Annotated in this window: 24 protein-coding genes; 13 read left to right on the top strand and 11 right to left on the bottom strand. The window is 40.1% G+C overall.

The annotated features are described in order from the left end of the window. Positions 1-348 precede the first annotated feature (348 nt). The 7 genes from AC1M9F_RS02235 (at position 349) to ychF (ending at position 8,019) form a co-directional block, all read left to right on the top strand. Positions 349-1,551 carry an SfnB family sulfur acquisition oxidoreductase gene (locus AC1M9F_RS02235; protein WP_481596942.1) on the top strand — a complete coding sequence of 401 codons (1,203 nt, stop codon included), beginning with the start codon at positions 349-351 and terminating at the stop codon, positions 1,549-1,551. Positions 1,552-1,560: 9 nt separating this feature from the next. After that, complete coding sequence (locus tag AC1M9F_RS02230) at positions 1,561-2,784, top strand: SfnB family sulfur acquisition oxidoreductase (protein ID WP_481596941.1); 1,224 nt, start codon at positions 1,561-1,563, stop codon at positions 2,782-2,784. Continuing rightward, complete coding sequence (locus AC1M9F_RS02225) at positions 2,784-4,214, top strand: LLM class flavin-dependent oxidoreductase (RefSeq protein ID WP_481596940.1); 1,431 nt, start codon at positions 2,784-2,786, stop codon at positions 4,212-4,214. The genes AC1M9F_RS02230 and AC1M9F_RS02225 overlap by 1 nt, the downstream gene beginning before the upstream one ends. Before the next feature lie 25 nt (positions 4,215-4,239). Continuing rightward, positions 4,240-5,082, top strand: coding sequence for a MetQ/NlpA family ABC transporter substrate-binding protein (locus AC1M9F_RS02220; RefSeq protein WP_481596939.1), 843 nt, complete (start codon positions 4,240-4,242; stop codon positions 5,080-5,082). A gap of 11 nt (positions 5,083-5,093) precedes the next feature. Beyond that, complete coding sequence (locus AC1M9F_RS02215; RefSeq protein ID WP_481594333.1) at positions 5,094-6,164, top strand: methionine ABC transporter ATP-binding protein; 1,071 nt, start codon at positions 5,094-5,096, stop codon at positions 6,162-6,164. After that, entirely contained in the window at positions 6,145-6,804 is a 660-nt protein-coding gene (locus tag AC1M9F_RS02210; protein WP_481596938.1) for a methionine ABC transporter permease, read from the top strand. Before AC1M9F_RS02215 ends, AC1M9F_RS02210 begins: the two co-directional genes overlap by 20 nt. 123 nt (positions 6,805-6,927) lie before the next feature. After that, a complete protein-coding gene (gene ychF, locus AC1M9F_RS02205; RefSeq protein ID WP_035264512.1) occupies positions 6,928-8,019 on the top strand; it encodes a redox-regulated ATPase YchF in 1,092 nt (363 codons plus the stop codon). Positions 8,020-8,079: 60 nt separating this feature from the next. On the opposite strand, the gene AC1M9F_RS02200 is transcribed toward ychF, so the two are convergent. After that, entirely contained in the window at positions 8,080-8,634 is a 555-nt protein-coding gene (locus tag AC1M9F_RS02200) for an Mpo1 family 2-hydroxy fatty acid dioxygenase (RefSeq protein ID WP_481588338.1), read from the bottom strand. A 99-nt stretch (positions 8,635-8,733) separates the two neighbouring features. Between AC1M9F_RS02200 and AC1M9F_RS02195 the strand changes: the two genes are divergently transcribed. Continuing rightward, a complete protein-coding gene (locus AC1M9F_RS02195; protein ID WP_481596937.1) occupies positions 8,734-9,426 on the top strand; it encodes a Crp/Fnr family transcriptional regulator in 693 nt (230 codons plus the stop codon). A 66-nt stretch (positions 9,427-9,492) separates the two neighbouring features. Here the strand turns inward: AC1M9F_RS02195 and AC1M9F_RS02190 are convergent, their stop codons facing one another. Beyond that, positions 9,493-9,975, bottom strand: a complete 483-nt coding sequence (locus AC1M9F_RS02190) for a hypothetical protein (protein WP_035264529.1) — start codon at positions 9,973-9,975, stop codon at positions 9,493-9,495. A 125-nt stretch (positions 9,976-10,100) separates the two neighbouring features. Here AC1M9F_RS02190 and AC1M9F_RS02185 point away from each other — a divergent pair, with 125 nt between their 5' ends. The 5 genes from AC1M9F_RS02185 to dapC all read left to right on the top strand — a co-directional run bounded on the left by AC1M9F_RS02185 (position 10,101) and on the right by dapC (position 16,461). Then, entirely contained in the window at positions 10,101-10,829 is a 729-nt protein-coding gene (locus tag AC1M9F_RS02185) for an AzlC family ABC transporter permease (RefSeq protein ID WP_092766232.1), read from the top strand. Then, entirely contained in the window at positions 10,826-11,167 is a 342-nt protein-coding gene (gene ygaH / locus AC1M9F_RS02180; protein WP_179998205.1) for an L-valine transporter subunit YgaH, read from the top strand. Before AC1M9F_RS02185 ends, ygaH begins: the two co-directional genes overlap by 4 nt. Before the next feature lie 185 nt (positions 11,168-11,352). Further along, positions 11,353-12,570 (top strand): formate-dependent phosphoribosylglycinamide formyltransferase, encoded by a 1,218-nt coding sequence (purT, locus tag AC1M9F_RS02175; RefSeq protein WP_481596936.1) that lies wholly within the window; start codon positions 11,353-11,355, stop codon positions 12,568-12,570. A 23-nt stretch (positions 12,571-12,593) separates the two neighbouring features. Further along, a complete protein-coding gene (glnD, locus tag AC1M9F_RS02170) occupies positions 12,594-15,260 on the top strand; it encodes a [protein-PII] uridylyltransferase (protein ID WP_481596935.1) in 2,667 nt (888 codons plus the stop codon). A 31-nt stretch (positions 15,261-15,291) separates the two neighbouring features. After that, positions 15,292-16,461 (top strand): succinyldiaminopimelate transaminase, encoded by a 1,170-nt coding sequence (gene dapC, locus AC1M9F_RS02165; RefSeq protein ID WP_481596934.1) that lies wholly within the window; start codon positions 15,292-15,294, stop codon positions 16,459-16,461. Positions 16,462-16,669: 208 nt separating this feature from the next. Here dapC and pyrF read toward each other — a convergent pair whose 3' ends face one another. From pyrF to ung, 9 genes are all read right to left on the bottom strand, one after another. Beyond that, positions 16,670-17,368, bottom strand: coding sequence for an orotidine-5'-phosphate decarboxylase (gene pyrF, locus AC1M9F_RS02160; protein ID WP_481596933.1), 699 nt, complete (start codon positions 17,366-17,368; stop codon positions 16,670-16,672). A gap of 139 nt (positions 17,369-17,507) precedes the next feature. Then, positions 17,508-17,873, bottom strand: coding sequence for a lipopolysaccharide assembly protein LapA domain-containing protein (locus AC1M9F_RS02155; protein ID WP_035264552.1), 366 nt, complete (start codon positions 17,871-17,873; stop codon positions 17,508-17,510). A 20-nt stretch (positions 17,874-17,893) separates the two neighbouring features. Next, a complete protein-coding gene (locus AC1M9F_RS02150; RefSeq protein WP_035264555.1) occupies positions 17,894-18,199 on the bottom strand; it encodes an integration host factor subunit beta in 306 nt (101 codons plus the stop codon). A 162-nt stretch (positions 18,200-18,361) separates the two neighbouring features. Next, on the bottom strand, positions 18,362-20,038 hold the full coding sequence (gene rpsA / locus AC1M9F_RS02145) for a 30S ribosomal protein S1 (RefSeq protein ID WP_035264556.1): 1,677 nt from the start codon (positions 20,036-20,038) through the stop codon (positions 18,362-18,364). A gap of 116 nt (positions 20,039-20,154) precedes the next feature. Beyond that, positions 20,155-20,835, bottom strand: coding sequence for a (d)CMP kinase (gene cmk / locus AC1M9F_RS02140; protein ID WP_035264559.1), 681 nt, complete (start codon positions 20,833-20,835; stop codon positions 20,155-20,157). An 18-nt stretch (positions 20,836-20,853) separates the two neighbouring features. Continuing rightward, the gene (locus AC1M9F_RS02135; RefSeq protein ID WP_180027685.1) at positions 20,854-21,285 is read right to left on the bottom strand and encodes an SRPBCC family protein; all 432 of its coding nucleotides are present in this window, start codon (positions 21,283-21,285) and stop codon (positions 20,854-20,856) included. 75 nt (positions 21,286-21,360) lie between these two features. Beyond that, positions 21,361-21,885, bottom strand: a complete 525-nt coding sequence (tadA, locus tag AC1M9F_RS02130; protein WP_481596932.1) for a tRNA adenosine(34) deaminase TadA — start codon at positions 21,883-21,885, stop codon at positions 21,361-21,363. 2 nt (positions 21,886-21,887) lie between these two features. Continuing rightward, entirely contained in the window at positions 21,888-23,009 is a 1,122-nt protein-coding gene (locus AC1M9F_RS02125) for an enoyl-CoA hydratase/isomerase family protein (RefSeq protein WP_179998211.1), read from the bottom strand. Continuing rightward, positions 23,006-23,719, bottom strand: coding sequence for a uracil-DNA glycosylase (gene ung / locus AC1M9F_RS02120; RefSeq protein ID WP_481589861.1), 714 nt, complete (start codon positions 23,717-23,719; stop codon positions 23,006-23,008). The genes AC1M9F_RS02125 and ung overlap by 4 nt, the downstream gene beginning before the upstream one ends. Positions 23,720-23,721: the final 2 nt, after the last annotated feature.

Genomic DNA, 23,721 nt, shown 5'->3' with positions numbered 1-23,721 from the left:
CATAGGATTTATTGTTTTACTTACTTTATGCAACCCTATGCCAAAACACAATGTGATAATGCATCAATTGCAACTTAAATTGTTATTTTGGAAATATGAATCCGTTAAATTATAAATGTTTAGCAAATCTTTATCTTTTTTATTGCAAAGTCTAAATGAATTCAACGTGTTTAGAGCACTGAAATTTATTAAAATTCATTATTAATCAAAATTTTAAGTTTTCTAATATTTTTCAATCGATATCTATATTTGTCTTAAGCATTTTTTTTGAATAGTTCAACGAAAACCAGCATTTAAAAAAAATATTCTATGGGCGTAGCGTATATCTCCTCAAAGAGGAATTGATCTATGTCTCGTTTAATTACTGAAAATGTTCATGTTATTGAAAATGATCAAGATGCCATTCATGCAGCCTATCATGTTGCTGATTATGCGCTCGAAGGTCGCAATCAGCGTGACCAACAACGAGCTTTACCATTTGCAGAAATTGAATTATTCAGCCAAAAAGGTTTAGGAGGCTTACGCATCCCCCACGTATATGGCGGTGCTGAAGTATCTCATCGTACCCTTGCCCAAGTATTTCGTATTCTAAATAAAGCGGATTCAAGTTTAGGGCAAATTCCACAAAATCAAATTGCATTGCTCAATATGATCAACATCATGGGAAGCGATGAACAAAAGCAATTTATTTTCAACGAAATTTTAAAAGGTAAGCGTCTTGCCAATGGGGGGCCAGAACGACATACCAAAGATACCAAGACTTTAGACACACACCTTGTTGTAGAGGATGGGAAATATCGAGTTTCAGGAAAAAAATTCTATTCTACAGGCAGTTCATTTGCACATTGGTTAGCCATCAAAGCCATACACCCTGAAGGTCACGTGGTTTTAATTTTAGTGAACCGTGAATCCACTGGTATCGAAGTCATCAATGACTGGGATGGATTTGGTCAACGTACCACTTCAAGTGGCACAGTGATTTTTGACCATGTTGAAGTTGATCCATTACTGATTTTTGATGAAAGAAAATTATTGGACGTCCCTAATTTTAGAGGCGCGTTTTCACAGCTGATGCAAGTGGCTATCGATGTTGGTATTGCTGAAGCAGCATTTGAGGACATGTTGTTTGCGATCCGTAAAGCACGCCCAATTGTGGATGCACAAGTTGAGCGTGCCAGTGATGAGTATTTCACCTTACAAGAAGTTGGCAAAGCTAATGTTTTGTTAGATGCCGCCATTCTTTTGCTTGATGAAGCAGCTGATTATTTAGATTCACTCAATGTAGTTGAACAACTCTCTGATGAACAGATTGCTGAAGCTTCGATCAAAGTTGCTGAAGCTAAAGTCTATGCCAATGATGCTGCACTGCATATCTCAGAAAAGTTGATTGAGCTCGGAGGAAGTCGCGCCAGCCTCAATGTCCATAATTTTGATCAACACTGGCGAAATGCACGTGTACATACCCTTCATGATCCTATTCGCTGGAAACTTCACGCGCTGGGTTCGTATTACTTAAACCATACTTTTCCTGCACGTCATGCCTGGATTTAAGGAGTCATCATGTCATCTTTACAAGCTTTAGAGATCCAAGAATCAGGCAGTTATAGACCAGCGCATAATATTCGCTCTGATGAAGAAGCATTAAAAGTCGCACACGAACTTGCAGAAAAGTTTAAGTACCGTGCATCTGAACGAGATTTAAATCGTGAACTTCCTCATGAAGAAATCGAAGCGTACAGTCAATCTGGCTTATGGGCCATTACAGTACCTCAACAATATGGCGGTGCCGATGTTTCTATTCATACACAGACAAAAATCATTGCATTAATGAGTGGTGTTGATGGCTCTATCGGACAAATTCCACAAAATCATTTCTATGCACTTGAAATTTTGAGGAATACTGGGTCTGAGGCTCAAAAAAGACGTTTATTTACTGAAGTTTTACAAGGCGCTCGCTTTGGAAATGCCTTGGCTGAGTTTAAAACTAAAAATGCAGCACAACGCCATACCTCTTTAAGACAAGTCGAAAATGGTTATGTCCTCAATGGAGAAAAATTTTATTGCACTGGCAGTCTATTCGCTCACCGTATTCCAACCCTTGCTAGTGATGAACAAGAGCGCCAGTTTCTAGTCTTTGTTCCATATGATAGCGAAGGCTTAAGCCTATTAGATGACTGGAGTGGATTTGGTCAACGTACCACAGGCAGTGGGACTGTTAAATTTGAAAATGTACAGATTGACCCAGAGGATATAGTCCCTTTTGATTTGGCTTATTCAACTGCCACCATTTCAGGTCCATTTGCACAAATTATTCATGCCTCAATTGAAACAGGCATTGCTCGAGCTGCTTTTGAAGAAACATTAATACGCGTTCGTCAAGCACGCCCTTGGATAGATGCAAAAGTTGAACATGCCACTCAAGACCCTTTGACACTATACGAAATTGGTCGAATTGCAACAGATGTCAAGGCCACCGAGTTACTACTAAAACAAGCAGCGCAAGCGGTTCAAGATGCCAAAGTCTCCCCTTCAGAACATTCAGTTGCACATGCTTCTATTCAAGTGGCTAAAGCACGTGCACACAGTACCGAGACTGCACTAAAAGTCTCGTCAAAACTGATTGAACTGGCTGGTAGTCGTGGAAGTCAACGACAAGATAATCTTGACCGATACTGGAGAAACGCACGTGTTCATACCTTGCATGATCCAGCGCGTTGGAAATATTTCTTCATAGCCAATTATGTTTTAAACGGCGTATTCCCCCCAAGACGAGGTACGCTGTAATGACAAAAATTCAATCGAAACCTCAAAAACAGATCCTGTTCAATGCATTTGATATGAATTGTGTAGGTCATATAAACCATGGGCTTTGGACACACCCACGTGATCAATCCTACCGATTTAATGAATTAAGTTATTGGACAGAACTCGCTCAAACTTTAGAGAAAGGTCTTTTCGATGGATTATTCATTGCCGATATTACTGGCGTTTACGATGTCTATCAAAATGGCATTGATCTAACCTTGAAAGAATCGATTCAACTGCCGAGCCATGATCCAAGCACGCTGGTGTCTGCAATGGCAGCCGTCACACAGCATTTGGGTTTCGGTATTACAGTGAACTTAAGTTATGAATCTCCTTATCAATTTGCTCGTCGCTTCGCGAGTCTGGATCATCTGACCCAAGGACGTTTGGGATGGAATATAGTCACTGGCTATTTGGATAGCGCAGCGCGATTGGTCGGTCAGCAAGGACTGAAAGATCATGATTTACGTTATGAACAAGCTGAAGAATTTTTAGAACTCTGCTACAAATTTTGGGAAGGCTCTTGGGAAAATGATGCTGTCATCCAAGATAAGCTCAATCGCATTTTTACCGATCCGACTAAAGTACATACGATCCACCATCAAGGACAGTTCTATAACAGTCACGGCGTCTTCCAAGTCTCGCCTTCAGTGCAACGTACACCTGTGCTATATCAAGCAGGAGCATCACCTAAAGGACTACAGTTTGCCACTCGGCATGCAGAAGCCATGTTTATTGGTGGAGATACTGCTGAAAAAATTGCGTCGCAAACACAAAAGATTCGCCAATTAGCCCATTCACACGGTCGTGATGGTACAGCAATTAAATTATTTGCGGGTATCACTGTCGTTACTGCTGAAACAGATCAACAAGCGCAAGAAAAACTGCAGGACTATATTCAATATGCAAGTCCTGAAGCAGGGATTGCGCATTTTTCAAGCTCAATCGGAACAGACTTAGGTCATCTAAAAGATGAGGATGCTATTCCATATAAAAAAACCAACAGCATCGTTTCTGTAAATGAGCGCTTTAAGGAAAACAAAGTCACTTTGGCAGATTTAAAAGCTCAGCATTTACTCGGTGGACGTTATCCCTTATTTGTTGGCAGTGGAGCAACAGTTGCTCAACAGCTAATCGAATTCATTGATATTTCTGGATTAGATGGTTTTAACCTTGCCCGTACAGTCGCTCCAGAGTCACATCAAGATTTTATTCGTTATGTCATTCCTGAACTCCAACAACGTGGTCGCTATAAGACCGCCTATGCTGAGGGTAGCTTAAGGCACAAGCTATTCAATGCGGGAGATCATTTACCACTTTCACATCCTGCACATCATTTCCGATGTCCAAGCTCAACACAAGATATACAACAATCAAATTTAAATCCTATACACCAACATTCAGCTTAAGTTTTTAATATTTAAGGGTCATTCTATGGCACAAGCTCAGTCTTCTCGACTTAAATGGATCGGCGTTGCAATCGCCATTATTGTGATTGCAGCGTTTGCATGGTCCTTTTTGAAAAAAAATGATCAACAAGAAATTGTGATTGGCATTAGCCCACCATTTGCAAAACCACTTCAAGCCGCAATTGAAGAAGCAAAGGCTCAAGGCATTCATGTACGTTTGGTAGAATTTTCAGATTGGAATACACCCAACATCACCCTAAATCATGGGGATATTGATGCAAATTATTTTCAGCATCAACCTTTCTTGAATAATGCGTTAAAAGAAACCAACTTTAAGCTCAAACCCTTGGGCATCGGCTCAGGAACACATGTCGGTTTATATTCAAAAAAATATAAAGCGATTAGTGAAGTTGAAAATGGCGCTCGAGTTGTACTGCCAAATGATCCTGTGAATCAGGGTCGCGCCCTACTCCTCTTACAACACGCTGGATTAATACAACTTAAGGATTCCAACAACCACTTATCCAACTTAAAAGATATTCAAACCAATCCAAAAAATTTGAACTTTATTGAAGTCGAAGGCCCGCAAACTGCGCGTGCCGTAGATGATGCAGACCTCGTATTTAGCTATCCAATGTACCTACGCTTAGCACAAACGATTGATCCGAATGATGCCTTAATTTTGGATGAAATTAACAACACGCTTTATGCCATCTTATTTGTTGTTCGCGATGACTTTGAACAAACTCAGCCTGAAAAAGCAGCTCAACTGAAAAAATTTATCCAAATTTATCAAAGCTCAGACAAAGTTAAACAAGCATTGAATGAGGATATTGGTGAAAAACTCTGGTTCAAAGGCTGGAAATAAGGAGAATGAACATGGTGAGTTTTGGTTCACACATTGAATTTGCAGTACCCCATATTACGATTCGTCATTTAAATAAGTATTACGATGTACAAGGCAAACAAGTTCACGCACTCAAAAACATTAATTTGGATATTCCCGAAGGAAAAATTTTCGGCATTATCGGCAAAAGTGGTGCGGGCAAATCTTCATTGATTCGCACCTTGAATGGCTTAGAAACTATTTCTGATGGTAGTATTCATATACATCAACATGATCTAGGGCAGCTTAATCACAATGAGTTAATCGCCCTACGCCAGCGTATTGGCATGATTTTTCAGCATTTTAATTTACTATCTGCCAAAACAGTTTGGGAAAATGTCGCGCTTCCATTGAAAATCGCAAAAGTGCCTGCTGCTGAGATTCAAACTCGTGTGGATGAGGTTTTAAATCTAGTCGGTCTGGCTGAAAAGCATCATCACTATCCATCACAATTATCGGGTGGGCAAAAACAACGTGTTGGGATTGCCCGTGCATTGGTCAGTAAACCTGAAATACTATTGTGCGATGAAGCAACATCGGCACTTGATCCAGAAAGCACATCTGTTGTTCTATCTTTACTGAAGGAAATTAATCAAAAATTAGGACTCACCATCGTTCTCATTACACATGAAATGCAGGTAATTCGTGAAATTTGCGATCAAGTGGTGGTTATTGATCAAGGTGAAATCGTTGAATCAGGGCAAGTTTGGTCAGTCTTCTCTCGTCCCCAGCAGAAAATCACGCAAGAACTCCTCAATTTGGAACAGCTTGATTTGCCATTCCAGTTACATCAAGAGCGAGCTACACATTTAACGCATACCATTTTGAAAATCAGCTATGCAACTGATTTGAAAAATCCTCCCAACTTAAATGATGTACTTTCTAAAATTACACTGCCTGTGCATTTATATCAAAGCCATGTAGACACTATTCAACATCATCTGGTTGGCTCACTCATCGTAGGTATTCCTCAATTAGATGTTGATGTGCATACGCTCCATCAGCAATTCCCCCATAAAACATCACAAATCGAGGTGCTTGGCTATGCACAACCAGCTCATTGATCTTTTAATTACAGGCACTATTGATACTTTATTAATGGTCGGTATTTCTGCATTTTTAGCACTTCTCATTGGCTTGCCTATGGCCGTGATCCTCGTCAACACCTCAGAAAATGGGATTTATCCGTCAAAAAAAATCAATCAAGCCTTAGGTTGGGTGGTAAATATTACGCGCTCTATTCCATTCTTAATTTTGATGGTGGCGCTCATTCCCTTCACTCGACTGATTGTGGGGACCAGTTATGGGGTATGGGCTGCGGTTGTACCTTTAACTATTGCGGCTACACCTTTTTTCGCACGTGTTGCGGAAGTCAGTCTACGAGAAGTTGATCATGGACTCATAGAGGCTGCACAAGCCATGGGCTGTAATCGCAAACAAATTATTTGGCATGTGCTTTTACCAGAAGCACTGCCTGGTATTGTTGCAGGTTTTACTGTCACGCTTGTAACCATGATCAATTCCTCTGCGATTGCGGGTGCTATTGGTGCGGGGGGTTTAGGTGACATCGCCTATCGATATGGCTACCAACGCTTCGATATGCAAATTATGTTGGCAGTGATCATTGTATTAGTCGTATTGGTGATGCTGATTCAAGCTTTAGGCGATCAATTGGCACATAGTTTGGACAAACGTAAAATCTAATTCACTCTATTCAATTGAGTCTCATCAGTGTTTTCGAGAAACATCAAAGCCATGACCTGACTTTGTCATGGCTTTGATGTAAAATCACCGACAATTTTTAAATAACACTGTGTGAGTCTTTTCATGGGTTTTAATTGCGGTATTGTCGGCTTGCCGAACGTTGGTAAATCTACACTTTTCAATGCATTGACGAAAGCTGCTATTGCTGCAGAAAACTTCCCATTCTGTACCATTGAACCAAACACTGGCATCGTTCCTGTTCCAGATCCACGTTTAGATAAATTAACTGCTATTGTTAAACCTCAACGTGTTATTCCAACCACAATGGAATTTGTAGACATCGCAGGTTTAGTTGCTGGTGCTTCTAAAGGTGAAGGTTTAGGGAACCAATTCTTAGCCAACATTCGTGAAACTGATGCAATTGCACACGTAGTACGTTGTTTTGAAGACGAAAATGTTATTCACGTGAACGGCAAAATTGACCCACTTGATGACATTGCAACTATTAACACTGAGCTTGCTTTAGCAGATTTAGAAACAGTATCAAAAGCGGTTACACGTTTAGCAAAGTCTGCGAAAGGTGGTGATAAAGAAGCCGTTGCAACAAAAGCTGTACTAGAAAAAATTCAGCCATTACTTGATGAAGGTCGCCCTGCTCGCGCAGCTGATCTTGATGACGACGAGCGCAAATTAGTTCGTGGCTTTGGTTTATTAACCCTTAAACCAACAATGTATATTGCAAACGTTGCTGAAGACGGTTTTGAAAACAATCCACACCTTGATGCTGTTAAAAAATTAGCGGCAGAAGAAAATGCCATTGTTGTCCCACTTTGCAACCAAATCGAAGCTGAAATTTCTTTGCTTGAAGATGATGAGCGTGCTGAATTCTTAGAAGCGATGGGCATGGAAGAACCAGGTCTTAACGTGGTTATTCGTGCAGGTTATGGCTTACTTGGCCTACAGACTTATTTCACTGCAGGCGTTCAAGAAGTCCGTGCTTGGACTGTAAAAATTGGTGCGACCGCTCCTCAAGCTGCTGGTGTGATTCACACTGATTTTGAGAAAGGCTTTATTCGTGCAGAATGCATTGCCTATGACGATTTTGTTCAATACAACGGTGAAGCTGGCGCTAAAGAAGCTGGAAAATGGCGTCTTGAAGGTAAAACTTATGTCGTTCAAGATGGTGATGTTTTACATTTCCGTTTCAACGTTTAAGTTATTAAAAAACAGCCGAAAGGCTGTTTTTTTTTGCAAAGATTATTTAAAAGATTGAGATCATGGATTTTGAGTTGAAGTACTCGAATGATTTACGTGTTTATGGTCCATGTCATAGCGTAATTGTTTAGCTCGAACCAATACTTTCTCTTCCAGTTTCTTACGTAAACCAATAAGAAATATAAATTCTGCTACCACAAATAAAGGACCTATAGCGAGTCCAACAAGATCATCCACAAAAGCTGGTTTTTTCTTTTCATAATAGTGCCCAATAAATTGAATAATCCATCCCACAATAAAAAATCCAGCACTTACCAATACCCAAGAGGATGTCGCTAAAGCTGCTACTTGTGTGGCTGGTTGATAAATTAAAGCAAATAGCACTGCCATTACCACACCAAAAATGAGATCCAAACTCAAGTAATAAATCACTGATGCGACGATCAATAACATTGCAAGATCAATGGAATATCCAGCAACTGTAAATTGCGCTTTGGCTGCAAAACACAAGATCGAAAATACAATCAAGGGAATTCCAATAAAATGCGAAAATACGTTTTTACGATCTAGGTGATAAGCTGCATATTGTCCAAGCAAGCTCTCTAAACGAGTCATGTTATCATTCCTTTTTCTGACTATTTCCTTCAATATATATAAATGTAAACCAATAAGTTGTCGACTAGACGACAAATAAACAGCATAAAAGGGATAATTTTGCTTTTAAATCAATACGTTTATCTTTTAAAAAATAATTGGTGGTTTAGCCAGTTTGATCATGAACTACAACAGCTGATGCTCGAACATGCTCAGCTCATTGAATATGGCAAAGAGCAACTGATATTTTCTAAAGCTGATCAATTTGATGGCATTTATGCCGTGATTGATGGTGCTGTTCGTTTAGCACATATTGACGTAGATGGTCGTGAGGCGGTGACAGTTATCGCAGATCCCATTATGTGGTTTGGTGAAATTTCGTTGATTGATCAACAACCCCGCTCTCATCATGCGATTACCAGTAAAAAATCCAAAATCCTCAAAATAAGTCGTGTAGGACTTGATCTAATTTTAGAACAATATCCAAAATTTTGGTTTTATCTGGCTCAATTGGTGAGTCATAAACTCCGTTATGCTTTCATGGAGTTGGTCTCTATTCAAACACAACCCCTTATTCAACGTTTAGCACAAAGATTAATCTTTATCTTAAATGGATACGGTAATCTCAAAGAGATTGAAAAAAACACCATCAACCTATCTCAAGAACAATTGGCACAAATGTTGGTCTGCTCAAGACAGACCATTAATCAAGAACTACAGCATTTAGAAAAAATTGGCGCAATTAAAATTGCATTTAAAAAAATTGAGGTGATTGATCTCAATCAACTTAAAGTTTTAGCCGATCAAACTTAACCGACTAAAGATGAAGAGCTTCAGTAAAATCTGGATTAATCGTTATATTGGGGTTGCTAGGGTCACTTAAAATAATTTTGTATACGCCTTGGTGTTTCCTAATTCTGGTTGCTCAATTGCAGTTTTGCACTGGGCTTTATCGCGTTCATAATTGGCTTGACGCTGTGCGAGCTGACCCTCATTTTCCACGATTGCACGTGCCCAAGCATCTATGGTTGTTAGCGCTTTACGACAAAGCGCATATTTCCCTTCAGTCACTGAGTCGGTCATTTTGACATTAATACGCCAATCCAATACCAATTGACGCACAGGCTCGCGTACTTGTGATGGTATAAGCGCTTTATTGGCTTGATACAGAATAGGATCAACCTGATTAATCAATTGCCAAGCATGATTTGCATATTCAGTTGCATCATTGGTCAACTTCGGTGCTTCTTTAATTTCAACCTTTTCATCGGCAGTTTCTGCCTGACCACCACAACCGGACAAAGTGAAGATGAGGAATGTAGTCAATGCAGCTAATTTAAAGGGAGATTGAATCGCAAACATGACATCGCTCTAATAAACTATTCGGCACTATGCTAGTAAATTCGGGTAGAATACTCAATCTCGTTTTATACCTTTTGTTCCAATCTCCAATTAGGTTTATCGTGACCCAATCAAGCTCCCCACACATGACACCGGCAGGTTTTTGGCAAGGTGCCAAAGATAGTCAAGCCATCATTTTCACCTATTTGCCTGTTTCATTCGCGTTTGGTGTATCTGCAACTCAATTTGGTTTTACAGCGTGGGAAGCATTATTTTTATCCTGTTCGATGTATGCAGGTGCCAGTCAATTTTTGGTGGTTGCCTTACTCGGCAGTGGCACTTCTATCTGGATGACAGCCTTAACTGTAATAGCGCTTGATATTCGACATTTGTTATATGGCCCTGCTTTACAAAACTTAATTCAAGATAAACTCAATCTGAAAAAAACTGCAATTTGGTCATGGGGCTTGACCGATGAAGTCTTTGCATCAGGCATGATTAAACTGTCGCAACGCCGTCAAGAATGGTCTGAATCTTGGATGCTAGGTCTCAGTCTGTTTAGCTGGTTGTCTTGGGCACTCGGATCTTTTCTCGGGGGCTTATTTGCAGATCAAGTCAGTCATCTCCCCCAATTTTTGCAGGCAGCGCTCGACTTTCTATTACCTGCACTTTTCTTGAGCTTCTTACTAGCTGCATTTGAGAAAAAACATACCTTTGTCGTGACCATCACCATTATTGTTTCTGCTATTGCCTGTTACTTTATCGATTTATCTGCAGCGATATTCATTGGCATAAGCTCTGGTATTTTGGCTGGCTTGTTTAAACATTATGTACTGAAGCAACATGATCCTTTGCACACAGGTGAACAATCATGAATCTAGAAATTATTTGTGTCGGTATTCTGGTCGGCATCGCGAATTTCGCCTCACGCTTTGGTCCTTTTTTTGTGATTCAGAAACTACAACAAGGTCGCCAGAAACGCGGTGCTCTTTGGCTTAAAATCGCCCTTGGATCTATCGGTATTGCAGCAATCAGTTCAATGCTCGTGGTCGCGACTTTACCGCCGCTCTTAGAAACACCCAATAAGAGCGTTGCCATGTTAATTGGTTTTATTGTGCTCTCGGGTTTGTATTTCAAATTTAAACAGATTGTACCTGCAACACTCACAGCAGCACTCACATACGGTTTGGTGTATACCTATTTCCCGCTTTAAAATATTTCTCACTTATTATTCATTTAGATTCTAAATGTATAAGCCTGATCCTCGGATAAGGCTTATGCATTTTTATCAATAAAAAAATTAAACGATATCAAAATAATTTCTTGCTTTTTCTTGTATTCATCGCGCTCAAGAGGTTTTAGTTCTGATATGCTAAAAGTCCATAATATCAAGCACGGATGAATCAAATGCTTATTACACTCGGTACTCCACTTCAATCTTCGGCGTTTAAAGTTCTATTATTGGGTTCAGGTGAGTTGGGTAAAGAGGTGGTAATATCATTACAACGATTAGGTGTAGAAATACATGCAGCAGATCGCTATGACAATGCACCTGCCATGCAAGTTGCTCATCATTCCTACACTTTGAATATGGCGGACCCAAAAGAATTAAAAAAACTGATTGAACAAGTTCAACCTCATTTAATTGTTCCCGAGATTGAAGCCATTGCCACTGAAGTCTTAGTGGAAATCGAAGATTCTAAAACTGCCGTAGTTATTCCCTCTGCGAAAGCCGTCAATCTCACCATGAATCGTGAAGGAATTCGTCGCCTCGCAGCTGAGGAACTAGGGCTACCAACCTCGGCTTATCGTTTTGCCAATAGTTTGGAATCATTCCGTGCAGCATGTGATGATATTGGCTATCCAAATTTTGTAAAACCTGTGATGTCATCATCAGGTAAAGGACAGTCACGCGTAAAATCTTTTGATGAAGTCGACGCGGCTTGGGAATACGCTCAAACAGGTGGTCGTGTCAATCAAGGCACTGTCATCGTAGAATCGCAAATTGATTTTGATTTCGAAATTACATTACTCACAGTACGGGCAAAAAATCCTGAAACAGGAGAAATCGAAACGCACTTCTGCGATCCTATTGGACACCGTCAAGATGCAGGTGACTATGTAGAAAGCTGGCAACCTCAACCTATGAGCACAGCTGCCCTTGATGAAGCAAAACGTATTGCCAATAAAGTCACAGTAGCGCTCGGCGGTTGCGGTATTTTTGGTGTGGAATTATTCGTTAAAGGTGATCAAGTTTGGTTCAGTGAAGTTTCTCCTCGTCCACATGACACTGGATTAGTCACACTTGCATCTCAATATCAAAGTGAATTTGAACTTCATGCCCGTGCGATTTTAGGTCTTCCAGTGAACACGCAACGTCACAGTGTTGCTGCAAGCGCTGTGATCTATGCAGGTGTTGATGATACGAATTTGTCATTTTCTGGCGTAAATCTTGCTATGCAAAACCCTAATGTCGATTTACGTCTTTTTGGTAAACCTGAAGGTTTTAAACGTCGCCGTATGGGGGTCGCAACTGCACGTGCTGAAACAACTGACATTGCACGCGAATTAGCGACTGAAGCAGCTTCAAAAGTAATTGTAAATCAAAACAAATAATTCATTAGGTAGGCCATCATTTCATGATCAACACGTCTCCATTAGCAAACTATGTTTCGAGTAATCACGACATCAAGGCAATTAATCAATGGCGCTCAGATGTTGAAAATCAATTACAACATGAGTTTGAAAATGGTAAGGCGATACGTGAGATCATCCTCACTCGATCTAACCTGATTGATGAGGCACTTAAATTCCTTTGGCAACATGCTGAGTTAGATCAAACCGATCTGGGCTTGTTCGCTGTAGGAGGTTATGGTCGTCGTGAAATGATGCCCTACTCTGATGTCGACATTCTGATCCTTTCAGAAGATGATCTTACACAAGAACAAGAAAATGCCATTACCATTTTTATTTCCTCTCTATGGGATGTTGGCAATTTTAAACCTGGCGTAAGTGTAAGAACCATTCAACAGTGCTTTGAACAGGCCATGAATGACTTAACGGTAGCTACATCTCTCATTGAGTCTCGTTTAATTATTGGCAATGAACACTTAGCGAAATGGCCTCGTCGTGTTGTTTCACAAACTTGGACGGATAAAACCTTCTTTGATGCCAAGATGGAAGAACAAGCTAAACGCTATGCTCAGCATAACAACACTGAAAGTAATTTAGAACCTGATATCAAAAATGCACCGGGCGGCATTCGAGACATTAACCAAATTGGTTGGATAGCAAAACGGCATTTCCGAGTAAATCGTATATACGATCTTGTACATTTAGGTTTCATTTCTGAGTTTGAACTTGGGGTTCTCGAAGATGCTGAGAATTTTCTCTGGGAAATTCGTCATCATTTACACCGCTTAACTAAGCGTGATGAAAATCGACTATTGTTTGATTACCAACGCGATATCGCAGCAAAATTTGGTTACCACAAAGTTGAAGGTGAACATATCAATTATCCAATTGAACAGTTCATGAAACGCTACTATCGAGCAGCTCAGCAGGTTTCAACCCTGAATGAAATGCTACTCGCCTATTTTAATGAATCAGTCATCACTCCTCGCTTACCCAACTATGAGCGTAAAATTGAAGAAGTGAATGAAAACTTCAAATTGGTGGATAGTAAACTCGCAGTTCAACACCATAAAATTTTTGCAGAGAAGCCTACAGCCATCCTTGAGATTTTCTATATCCTAGCAAATCGCCCTGATATTGATGGTATTCGAGCTCGTACACTTCGATTGCTTACTTTAGCTGCAAAACGCATTGATCAAGCGTATAGAGACAATCCAGTTAATCAAGCCTTGTTTATGGCGATCATCCGATCACCAAATAACTTATATGAAACATTGCTTGCGATGAAACGTTATGGTGTACTCGGCAACTATATTCCTGCATTTGGGCAAATCATGGGCCTTATGCAATACGATTTATTCCATATCTATACTGTAGATGCACATACGCTCCTACTCTTACGTAATTTAAATCGTTTTAAAGCGCCAGAATTTGCTAAAGATTTTCCTGTCGTAAGTTCCGTATTCCAGCGTCTGGTGCGCCGAGACATCGTATTCCTCGCTGCTTTGTTCCATGATATCGCCAAAGGCCGTGGTGGAGACCATAGTGAATTGGGCGCGGTTGATGCCATTGAGTTCTGTAGCAAGCACGGTTTTACTGAGCGTGAGTGTAATCTTGTTGCGTGGTTGATCCAAAATCATCTATTGATGTCGATGACTGCGCAGAAAAAAGATATTTCTGATCCAGATGTTGTAAAAGATTTTGCCGAGAAGCTCGGTGATATGGAACACTTAGACTATCTGTATACGCTTACAGTGGCTGACATTAACGCAACCAATCCTAAGCTTTGGAACACATGGCGCGCATCGCTCATGCGTCAGTTATATACCAATGCTCGTGACGTTATTCGTAGTGGTTTGGGTCGTCCTGTCGATTACCAAATGCTGATCGAAGATACCAAATTTGCAGCAAGTGAATTACTCGTCAATGATTATGCTTTAGAAGCTGTTGAAAAAGTTTGGCAAGAACTTGGTGACGAATACTTCCTCAAAGAAACTGCAGATGAAGTCGCATGGCATACACGTGCAATCCTAAATCATGGTGATAATTCAGCACCATTGGTGATGATGCGCGCGCACCGTAAATCAGCGCAAGATGCTGTGCAGATTTTTATTTACACTCAAGATCAACCTAATCTTTTTGCCACCACTGTTGCAGTTCTGGATCGTATGAATCTAGATGTACAAGATGCACGCATTATTACAGCAACTAAATCCTTTAGCTTAGACACCTACGTGGTGCTTGATCGTTTTGGCACATTAGTGACAGATCCAGAACGTGAAAATACGGTAAAAGAATCATTGGTGCACGCATTAACAGATTCACAAAATTATCCAGGTTTAATGCAACGCCGTATACCACGCCAACTTCGTCATTTTGATATCGAAAACACAATTGATATTACGTTGAACGAGGCGCTACAGCAAAATATGGTCGAGATCTCTACCCTTGATCAGCCTGGATTACTTGCCCGTATCGGTGGCTTATTTATGATGCAAGGTCTCGATATCCATTCCGCGAAAATCGCCACCTTGGGTGAGCGCGCAGAAGATATTTTCTTTGTAACCAAAAAGAATGGCGAACCTATGAATTTAACTGAAGCTCAGGCTTTTGCTGAACAATTAAAAGCAGCATTAGATGAGGCTTCAAATCAGGTCTGTAATCATCATTAAAATTTAGATTTAACCCGACGGTAACTGTTTCATGAACTCTAGTTTAAACCTATTACATCCTTATCCATTTGAAAAGTTGAATAAACTTTTTCAGGATGTAAAACCTGCAAATCTTCCGTTAATTCCATTGTCAATTGGTGAGCCAAAACATCCTGCACCTGAATTCGTAAAACAAGCTATTGTCGATAACTTCAATCATCTTTCGACATACCCAAACAGTAAAGGCTTACCAGAATTACGTGAAAGTATTGCGCAATGGCTCACACGCCGTTTCAAATTAAATGCTATTAGCGCAGAAGATCATATTTTACCTGTGACTGGCACACGTGAAGGAATTTTCTCATTCGTACAAGCGCTGATTAATCGTGATGAAGCGCCTTATGTAGTTATGCCGAATCCCTTTTATCAAATTTACGAAGGTGCAGCTTTACTCGCTGGCGCTCAACCTTATTTCATCAACTGTACTGAAGAAAATGGTTACCTTGGTGACTTCGATACTGTCCCTGCAGAAGTATGGGAGAAGACAGCTTTACTTTTTGTCTGCACACCCGGAAATCCGACAGGTGCTGTTCTTTCAAAAGAACAGTTCAAAAAATTAATTGCGCTCTCTGATCAATACAATTTTCTCATCGCATCTGATGAATGCTATTCAGAACTATGGTTTCATGAAGCCCCTGTAGGATTACTCGAAGTTTGTGCTGAACTAGGTCGTGATGACTATAAAAACTGTATCGTATTCCACTCTCTGTCTAAACGTTCTAATTTACCAGGTATGCGATCTGGCTTCGTTGCAGGTGATGCTAGTCTATTAAAACCTTATTTAAAATTCCGCACTTACCACGGTGCTGCAATGCCAGTACAACATCAATTGGCATCGATTGCTGCATGGAATGATGAGGCACATGTTGAAGAAAACCGTAAACAATACCGTGCTAAATTTGATTTATTCCAACAAGAATTAGGTCATTTGCTACCACTGAAAAAGCCTGATGCGGGTTTCTATTATTGGTTAAAGGTCGATAATGATGAAACTTTTGCCAAAATGCTGATGGAAAAAGCACATATCAAAGTCTTACCGGGTCGTTATTTATCTCGTGATACTGAACAAGGAAACCCAGGTGAAAGCCATGTTCGTTTGGCACTGGTCGCAGATTTAGACCAATGTAAAGAAGTTGTTAAACGCTTAAAAGCAATTCTCTAATCGTGCATAATCTTTAACTTTAAGCCCTCTTTTTAGAGGGCTTATTTATTTTATTGATGAGTAAATGCTAGTCCAAATATTGGACTATAGCTCCCCTAAAGAAAATGTAAGGTTAACTTTGAAAACATCATTCATTTTAAAAATTAGTCAAAAAAACGCCATGAATTTTCATGGCGTTTTAAAATACTTAATGACTTTAATTGGAAAATTACAAAGTCGCCAGAATGTCTCTTAAAGTCTGATGTGGATTTTCTGATTTAGTAATCGGGCGACCAATCACCAAGTGTGTAGAACCATCTAATATTGCTTGCTTAGGTGTAACAATACGTTTTTGATCATCCGCTGCAGAACCTTCCGGACGAATTCCCGGAGTGACGAGAGCAAAGTTCTGACCTAAAGTTTCGCGTAACATTTTTGCTTCTTGCGCAGAACATACAACACCATCCAAGCCACTTTCTTGAGTCAAAGTCGCTAGACGTTTCACATGTTCAAAAGGCTCGATATCCAAACCAAGATCACGTAGATCTTCTCGCCCCATTGAAGTTAATACAGTGACTGCAATCAACTGTGTTTGATAGTTACCTGCTTTTAATCTTTCTACACAAGTTTCCATCATTTTTCGTCCACCAGATGCGTGAACATTAACCATCCATACCCCTTGATCTGCAGCAGCGCAAACGGCTTGTGCTGTAGTATTTGGAATATCATGAAATTTTAAATCTAAAAATACTTCAAAACCCTGATCATGCAATGCTTTTACAACAGTCGGACCTTCATGTGTAAAAAGTTCTTTACCCACTTTTACACGACAAAGTTTAGGATCCAAATTTTCAGCCATTTTCAATGCGTCGTATTGGCTTTTTGCATCTAAAGCAACAATGATACTCAAGGTTGTTCTTCCGTCCATCTAAAGTTGCGTCATTATAAAGATGTTCAACTTAAGCTGCAAAATTAACTTTAAAAAACTCAGCTTAAAATTCAACAGTTTATTTTCAATAAAAAAAACCTCTAAAATAAATTTTAGAGGTTTTTTAAATATTTATAAATTACAGCGGATTTGAGTTACGCGGATCTGAATGCACATCTAGTACTGTCTTTTCATGACGTACATTTGCAGCAGCTTCAGCAGCAGCTAACTGAGCATTTTGGATTTGTTCTTTACGAAGATATTCAATATCTTTGCGAAGACGCTTAATTTCCCAACTATTTTGGAATACACGGAAAACTTGAACTCCGAGTAATAATCCAACGATGATCCCAAGTGCCAAAGTCAACAAAAGCAATAAACCTAATCTCATTGCCGGTACTTGAGTGAAGAGAAGATCAACAGTCAGTTCTGTACCATTTTGCAGAACCAATGCCAATGCATATCCGAAGATTACAACTAACAGTGCAACTAATACGTAACGCATAACCACCCCTGAGTAATTTATTATTTTCCTGCTGATTCATTTACAGCGTCTCTTAGTGCTTTACCTGGTTTGAAATGAGGTACAGCTTTAGCAGCCACTTCAACTGACTTACCTGTTTTAGGATTACGTCCAACTCGCGGTTCGCGATGATGTAAAGCAAAACTTCCAAACCCACGAATTTCAATACGATTATCAGCTGATAATGACTCAATCATTTGATCGATCATAATTTTAACAGCTTCTTCGACCAATGGCTCAGCCAAATGAGGATTTTTGATAGAAATACGTTCTATTAAGTCAGACTTATTAAGTGCTTCAGTAGTCATCTGCGACCTCTTTAATTATCAAGCTACTCTGTGCATAGCGAGATAATAACCTGTTTAAATACAAAACGGTAGCGCAGTAAGTCAATACTACGCTACCGTTTACAGTATTTGTGTAAAAAGTATTAGTTAAATTACATTAACAATACATTGAACACGAAAGACTTAGTGGTTCATTTGAGCTTTGATCAAATCACCAATTGTCTTAGGACCGTTGTCTTGACCTGCAGAAGCAGTTTTCAAGTTAGCAACAGCTTCTTTCTCTTCAGCTTCGTCTTTCGCTTTGATAGACAAGTTGATTGCGCGTGATTTGCGATCAACATTGATGATCTTAGCTTCAACTTCTTGACCAACTTCTAAGAATTTAGTTGCATCTTCAACGCGGTCACGGTTGATTTCTGAAGCTTTAAGAGAAGCTTCAACTTCGTCAGCCAACTTAATTGTTGCGCCACGAGCATCAACTGCAACTACAGTACCTTTAACAAGAGCACCACGTTCGTTAGCAGCTAAGAAATCGTTGAACGGATCGCTGTTCATTTGCTTGATACCAAGGCTGATACGGTTGCCTTCAGCGTCTACAGAAAGGATAACCGCTTCAACAGTGTCACCTTTCTTGTAACGACGAATCGCTTCTTCGCCTTGTTCGTTCCAAGAAATGTCAGATAAGTGAACTAGACCATCGATACCGCCTGGTAAACCGATGAAGATACCGAAGTCAGTGATAGACTTGATTGTACCTGAAACTTTTTCACCTTTGTCGTGAGCCTTAGCAAACTCTTCCCATGGGTTAGCACGAGTTTGTTTGATACCAAGAGAAATACGACGACGCTCTTCATCAACCTCAAGAACCATAACATCAACTTCATCACCAATCTGAACAACTTTAGATGGGTGGATGTTTTTGTTTGTGTGGTCCATTTCTGAAACGTGTACTAAGCCTTCAACGCCTTCAGCGATTTCAGCGAAGCAACCGTAATCAGTTAAGTTAGTTACACGCGCTTTAACGATAGAACCTTTAGGGTAACGGTTCATGATCGCTAACCATGGATCTTCACCAAGTTGTTTAAGACCTAATGATACACGGTTACGCTCTTTGTCAAATTTAAGTACTTTAACAGTAACTTCTTGACCAACTTCAACAACTTCTGATGGATGCTTGATACGTTTCCAAGCCATGTCAGTGATGTGAAGAAGACCATCAATACCGCCAAGGTCAACGAAAGCACCGTAGTCAGTAAGGTTTTTGATTGTACCAGTAACTGTTTGACCTTCTTCAAGTTGAGAAAGAAGAGCTTCACGGTCAGCTGAAGATTCAGCTTCCATAACAGCACGACGTGATACAACAACGTTGTTACGTTTAGCGTCAAGTTTGATAACTTTGAACTCTAACTCTTTGCCTTCGAGGTGAGTCGTGTCACGGATAGGACGAGTGTCTACCAAAGAACCTGGTAAGAACGCACGTACTGGACCGATGTCAACAGTGAAACCGCCTTTAACCTTACCAGAGATAACACCAGTAACGATCTCGCCGTCTTCAAAGATTTTTTCAAGTTTAGTCCAAGTTTCAGCACGTTTAGCTTTTTCACGTGATAAAACTGTTTGACCCATACCGTTGTCAAGCGCTTCAACAACTACGTCAACTGTGTCACCAACGTTAACTTCAAGTTCACGTTGTTCGTTTAAGAATTCAGAGCGAGCTACTACGCCTTCAGATTTAAGGCCAGTATCTACAGTTACCCAGTCAGAATCGATGCTAACAACGATACCTTGGATGACTGCACCCTTTTCAACGTTGAGGTTTAATTCGCTTGCTTCAAAGAGGGCTGCAAAAGATTCGGTCATGATATACCTAGAAAAGTCAGCGGTCTTGGATCAGACAAGGCCGGTTTAGTTAAGTATCGACATAGTCCATATAGAACTGATCAAGCTATGCTTCCACTAATATTCATTAATTTATCTTATTGCGCATCAATATATGCGGTCATCAGGTTAAATACAGCGTCAATGTCCAGATCTGAACTATCGATAATGTAAGCCCCTTCAGCCGGCTTAAGCGGCGCAACGGTTCTTTCCATATCACGCTTATCACGTGCTTGGATATTAGATAAAATGTCGCTTATTTTAACATTTTGCCCCATGGCCTGCAACTGCTTTACACGTCGCTCAGCACGCGACTCAGCAGAAGCCGTCAAATATATTTTTGCTTGGGCTTCTGGGAAGATTGAAGTCGCCATATCACGGCCATCGGCAACAAGACCTGGTGCTTGAGCAAATGCACGTTGTCTTTCGAATAATGCCTGTCTTAATTCAGGTACAACTGCAACCTTGGATGCAAACTCACCGACTTTTTCAGTGCGAATTTCATCCGTTACATCATGCCCGTTAAGTAAAATTTTTGTTTTTAAATGATCACTAACAAATTGAATATCGAGATGAGTCGCTATTTCTACGCATTTAACCAACACATCTGGATTGTGAATTGAATCAATTAAATTCAGCTGATGTAATGACAATCCCAACAAACGATACAAAGCGCCAGAATCTAGTAAATGAAACTGGTAATGCTGTGCCAATTTTGCTGCCAAAGTTCCTTTGCCTGAACCGCTTGGTCCATCGATCGTGATAATTTGAATTGTCATTACTTTACCAACTTCGCCTTAAAGGCGTTTTGCTAATTTCTTAAAACCAAGTGTAATAGCAAGTTTGAGTTGTGCAAGAATTAATTTGCTCACAAACGGTGCTCTTGCCTGTAATTCGATCGTGTATGTGACTAAAGTTTTAGCTGTTGAAAGCTCTTTAAATTCAATAATTCCAAGATGATGTTTGATTAATGGATTCTTGATAATTTTGTATTCAATACGCTTATTTGGCTCTAGTACAGTAATTTCTTCTTGAATTGGCTTTATTGGGCCTAATCCCATTTTTCGTACTGATCCAATCCCATCAGGACGACTCGGATCAGCTGCATCTTTAATGCGTACAACCTGAATCGGTGCAAATACATCATTATAAGTCGCATGTTTTGACAAAACTTCAAATACACGATCTATAGGCTGGTTAAATTCTTGTTTAACTTGGATTGAATTCATTTTTATTCCTTTTCATTGAGTCCGCTTCATACTGACAATACATTATGTCAATTTTTCCACAATCAACAATAGCAATCATTCCTGATTATTTTCTATTTTTTGTCGTACACGCTGTTGTTTTTTTTGTTCTCGTCTGAATTTAAAAAATTCTGAAAGTTGATGAGCACACGCTGATTGCATGCAGCCCCCTTCAAATTCAAATATATGGTTGTAGTAACCTTGATTATTCAATAGCTGTCGCGCACTGACTAGAGAACCCGCTTTCGGCTCTAAAGTACCAAATACAACACGGTGAACTCGAGCATGAATTAAAGCCCCCACACACATCGTGCATGGCTCAAGGGTTACATAAAGGGTTGCATCTTCTGGTAGACGATAGTTCTGAATTTGATTACATGCTTGGCGAAGTGCGACCACTTCAGCATGAGCAGTCGGGTCATGACTCTGGATGGGTTGATTATATCCTTCACCAATTACTTTTCCTTGACTCACAATGACAGCTCCAACAGGGATTTCTCCCAATTGAGCTGCAAATGCAGCCTGCTCATAGGCACGCTGCATCCATTTTAGATCTTCGGCATCAAATTGAATTTCAGTCAAAATTAAATAATACCGTACTGTTTTAACAAGTTATTCCAGCTCTCGATATTTGTAACTGGTGGGTGCGCACCTAAAATTCCTTTTAAGGACATAGATTCTGCAGGTGTCCATTCAGGAGATAAATCTTTATCCACTAAACGTGCACGTACGCCTTCAACAAAATCAGGATGTCTAATTTTCCAATCAGAAATTTGAGTTTCAAGTTCAAATACTTCTTGCCAAGGATGAACTTGACGCCCCCATTGCCATAACAACCAGGTAATCGCAGCTGTACTTGGTGATCCTTTTGCCAGATTTTCACTCGCTTGTCTTAGCCAATCACTTCGTGCATCACTTAAACCGATAATTGCTTCGTAGTCATTTTCAAAGTTTGCACCACGACAGACACTGTGAATCACGTCTAACGAGATTTGCAGTGGCCCTGGAGAAACTGGTCGATGCAAACTATTTAAAGTGTCATCTAATGCCCTAAAATCACCAGCAGGATAATGATCCCAATCGATATTGATCAACTTTTGTAAAACAACATCGCGCTGAGCATCACAAATATGAGTCGCCCAGCCAATACCATAAGCTCCTGCCGCAGTCATGATCGATCCAGTTAAACCTGTAAATAGACCAATTGGGCCACGATCTGCCAAGAAACGACTAGCACCAACATCTGGATATAAACCAATATTTACTTCTGGCATTGCAAGACGCGAATAAGGTGTAACGAGTCTGAATGGTGCAGCCATAAATAAACCAAGCCCACCACCCATCACATAACCTTCTCCCCAAACGACAATCGGCTTAGCGTAGTCATGCAACAAAAGATCTAGCGCGTATTCTTGTTCAAAAAATTTATTTGCCGCATCAACCTCATTATTGATGACCAACTGACGGAGTTTGCGTACATCCCCACCGGCACAAAAAGCTTTAGGGGTTGTTGAATCAAACCAGATCGCTTTAACCGCATCATCATGATGAAACTTTTCAAAAACAGCCAATAAAGCCGTCACAATAGATTCATCAAGTGCATGTAAAGATTTTGGACGATTTAATCGAACCACTCTCCATCCATTCTGTGCTTCTTCAACAATTAAGTCAGGATGATATTGATTCGTCTCAGGAGATATTGTCATGCTTCCAGCTGCCATTTAATTGGCTCAATGCCATTTTGTTTAAGATAATTATTTGTTTTTGAAAAAACTTTACACCCAAAAAAACCACCTCGGTTTGCTGCCAATGGTGATGGATGTGCTGCTTTTAAGACCAAATGCTTATTTTGGTCAATTCGTTGACCTTTCTTATGCGCGTACGCACCCCAAAGAATGAAAACGATCTTTTCACGTTGCTCATTTAGAACATCTATCGCAGCATCGGTGAAATCTTCCCAACCTTTCTTTTGGTGTGAAGTCGGCTGGCCCGCTTCAACAGTCAATACACTGTTCAGCAACAAGACACCCTCTTCAGCCCATTGGGTTAAATCACCATGCTTGGCAGGCGCTATTCCAAGGTCAGTGCTGAGTTCGTGATAGATATTACGCAAAGACGGCGGTAATGCAACACCCTTTTGCACTGAAAAACTCAATCCATGTGCTTGATTTGGACCGTGATAAGGATCTTGACCGAGAATCACGACCTTTACACGATCTAAGGGTGTGGTGTTGAAGGCATTAAAAATAAGAGAATTAGGTGGGTATATCACCTTATTCGCCTGTAATTCAGATTTGAGAAAAGCTTTCAGCTGATCCATTTTATCGCTGAGCAAAAACTCTGCTAAAGCATACTTCCAACCATCCTCTAACCGAACTTGATTCAGTTGACTTAATTCTTGTTCGGTGAGTTGCATTG

The sequence above is a fragment of the Acinetobacter sp. ANC_7504 genome (genome assembly GCF_056779995.1).
This window is presented reverse-complemented; position numbering and strand designations above follow the sequence as displayed.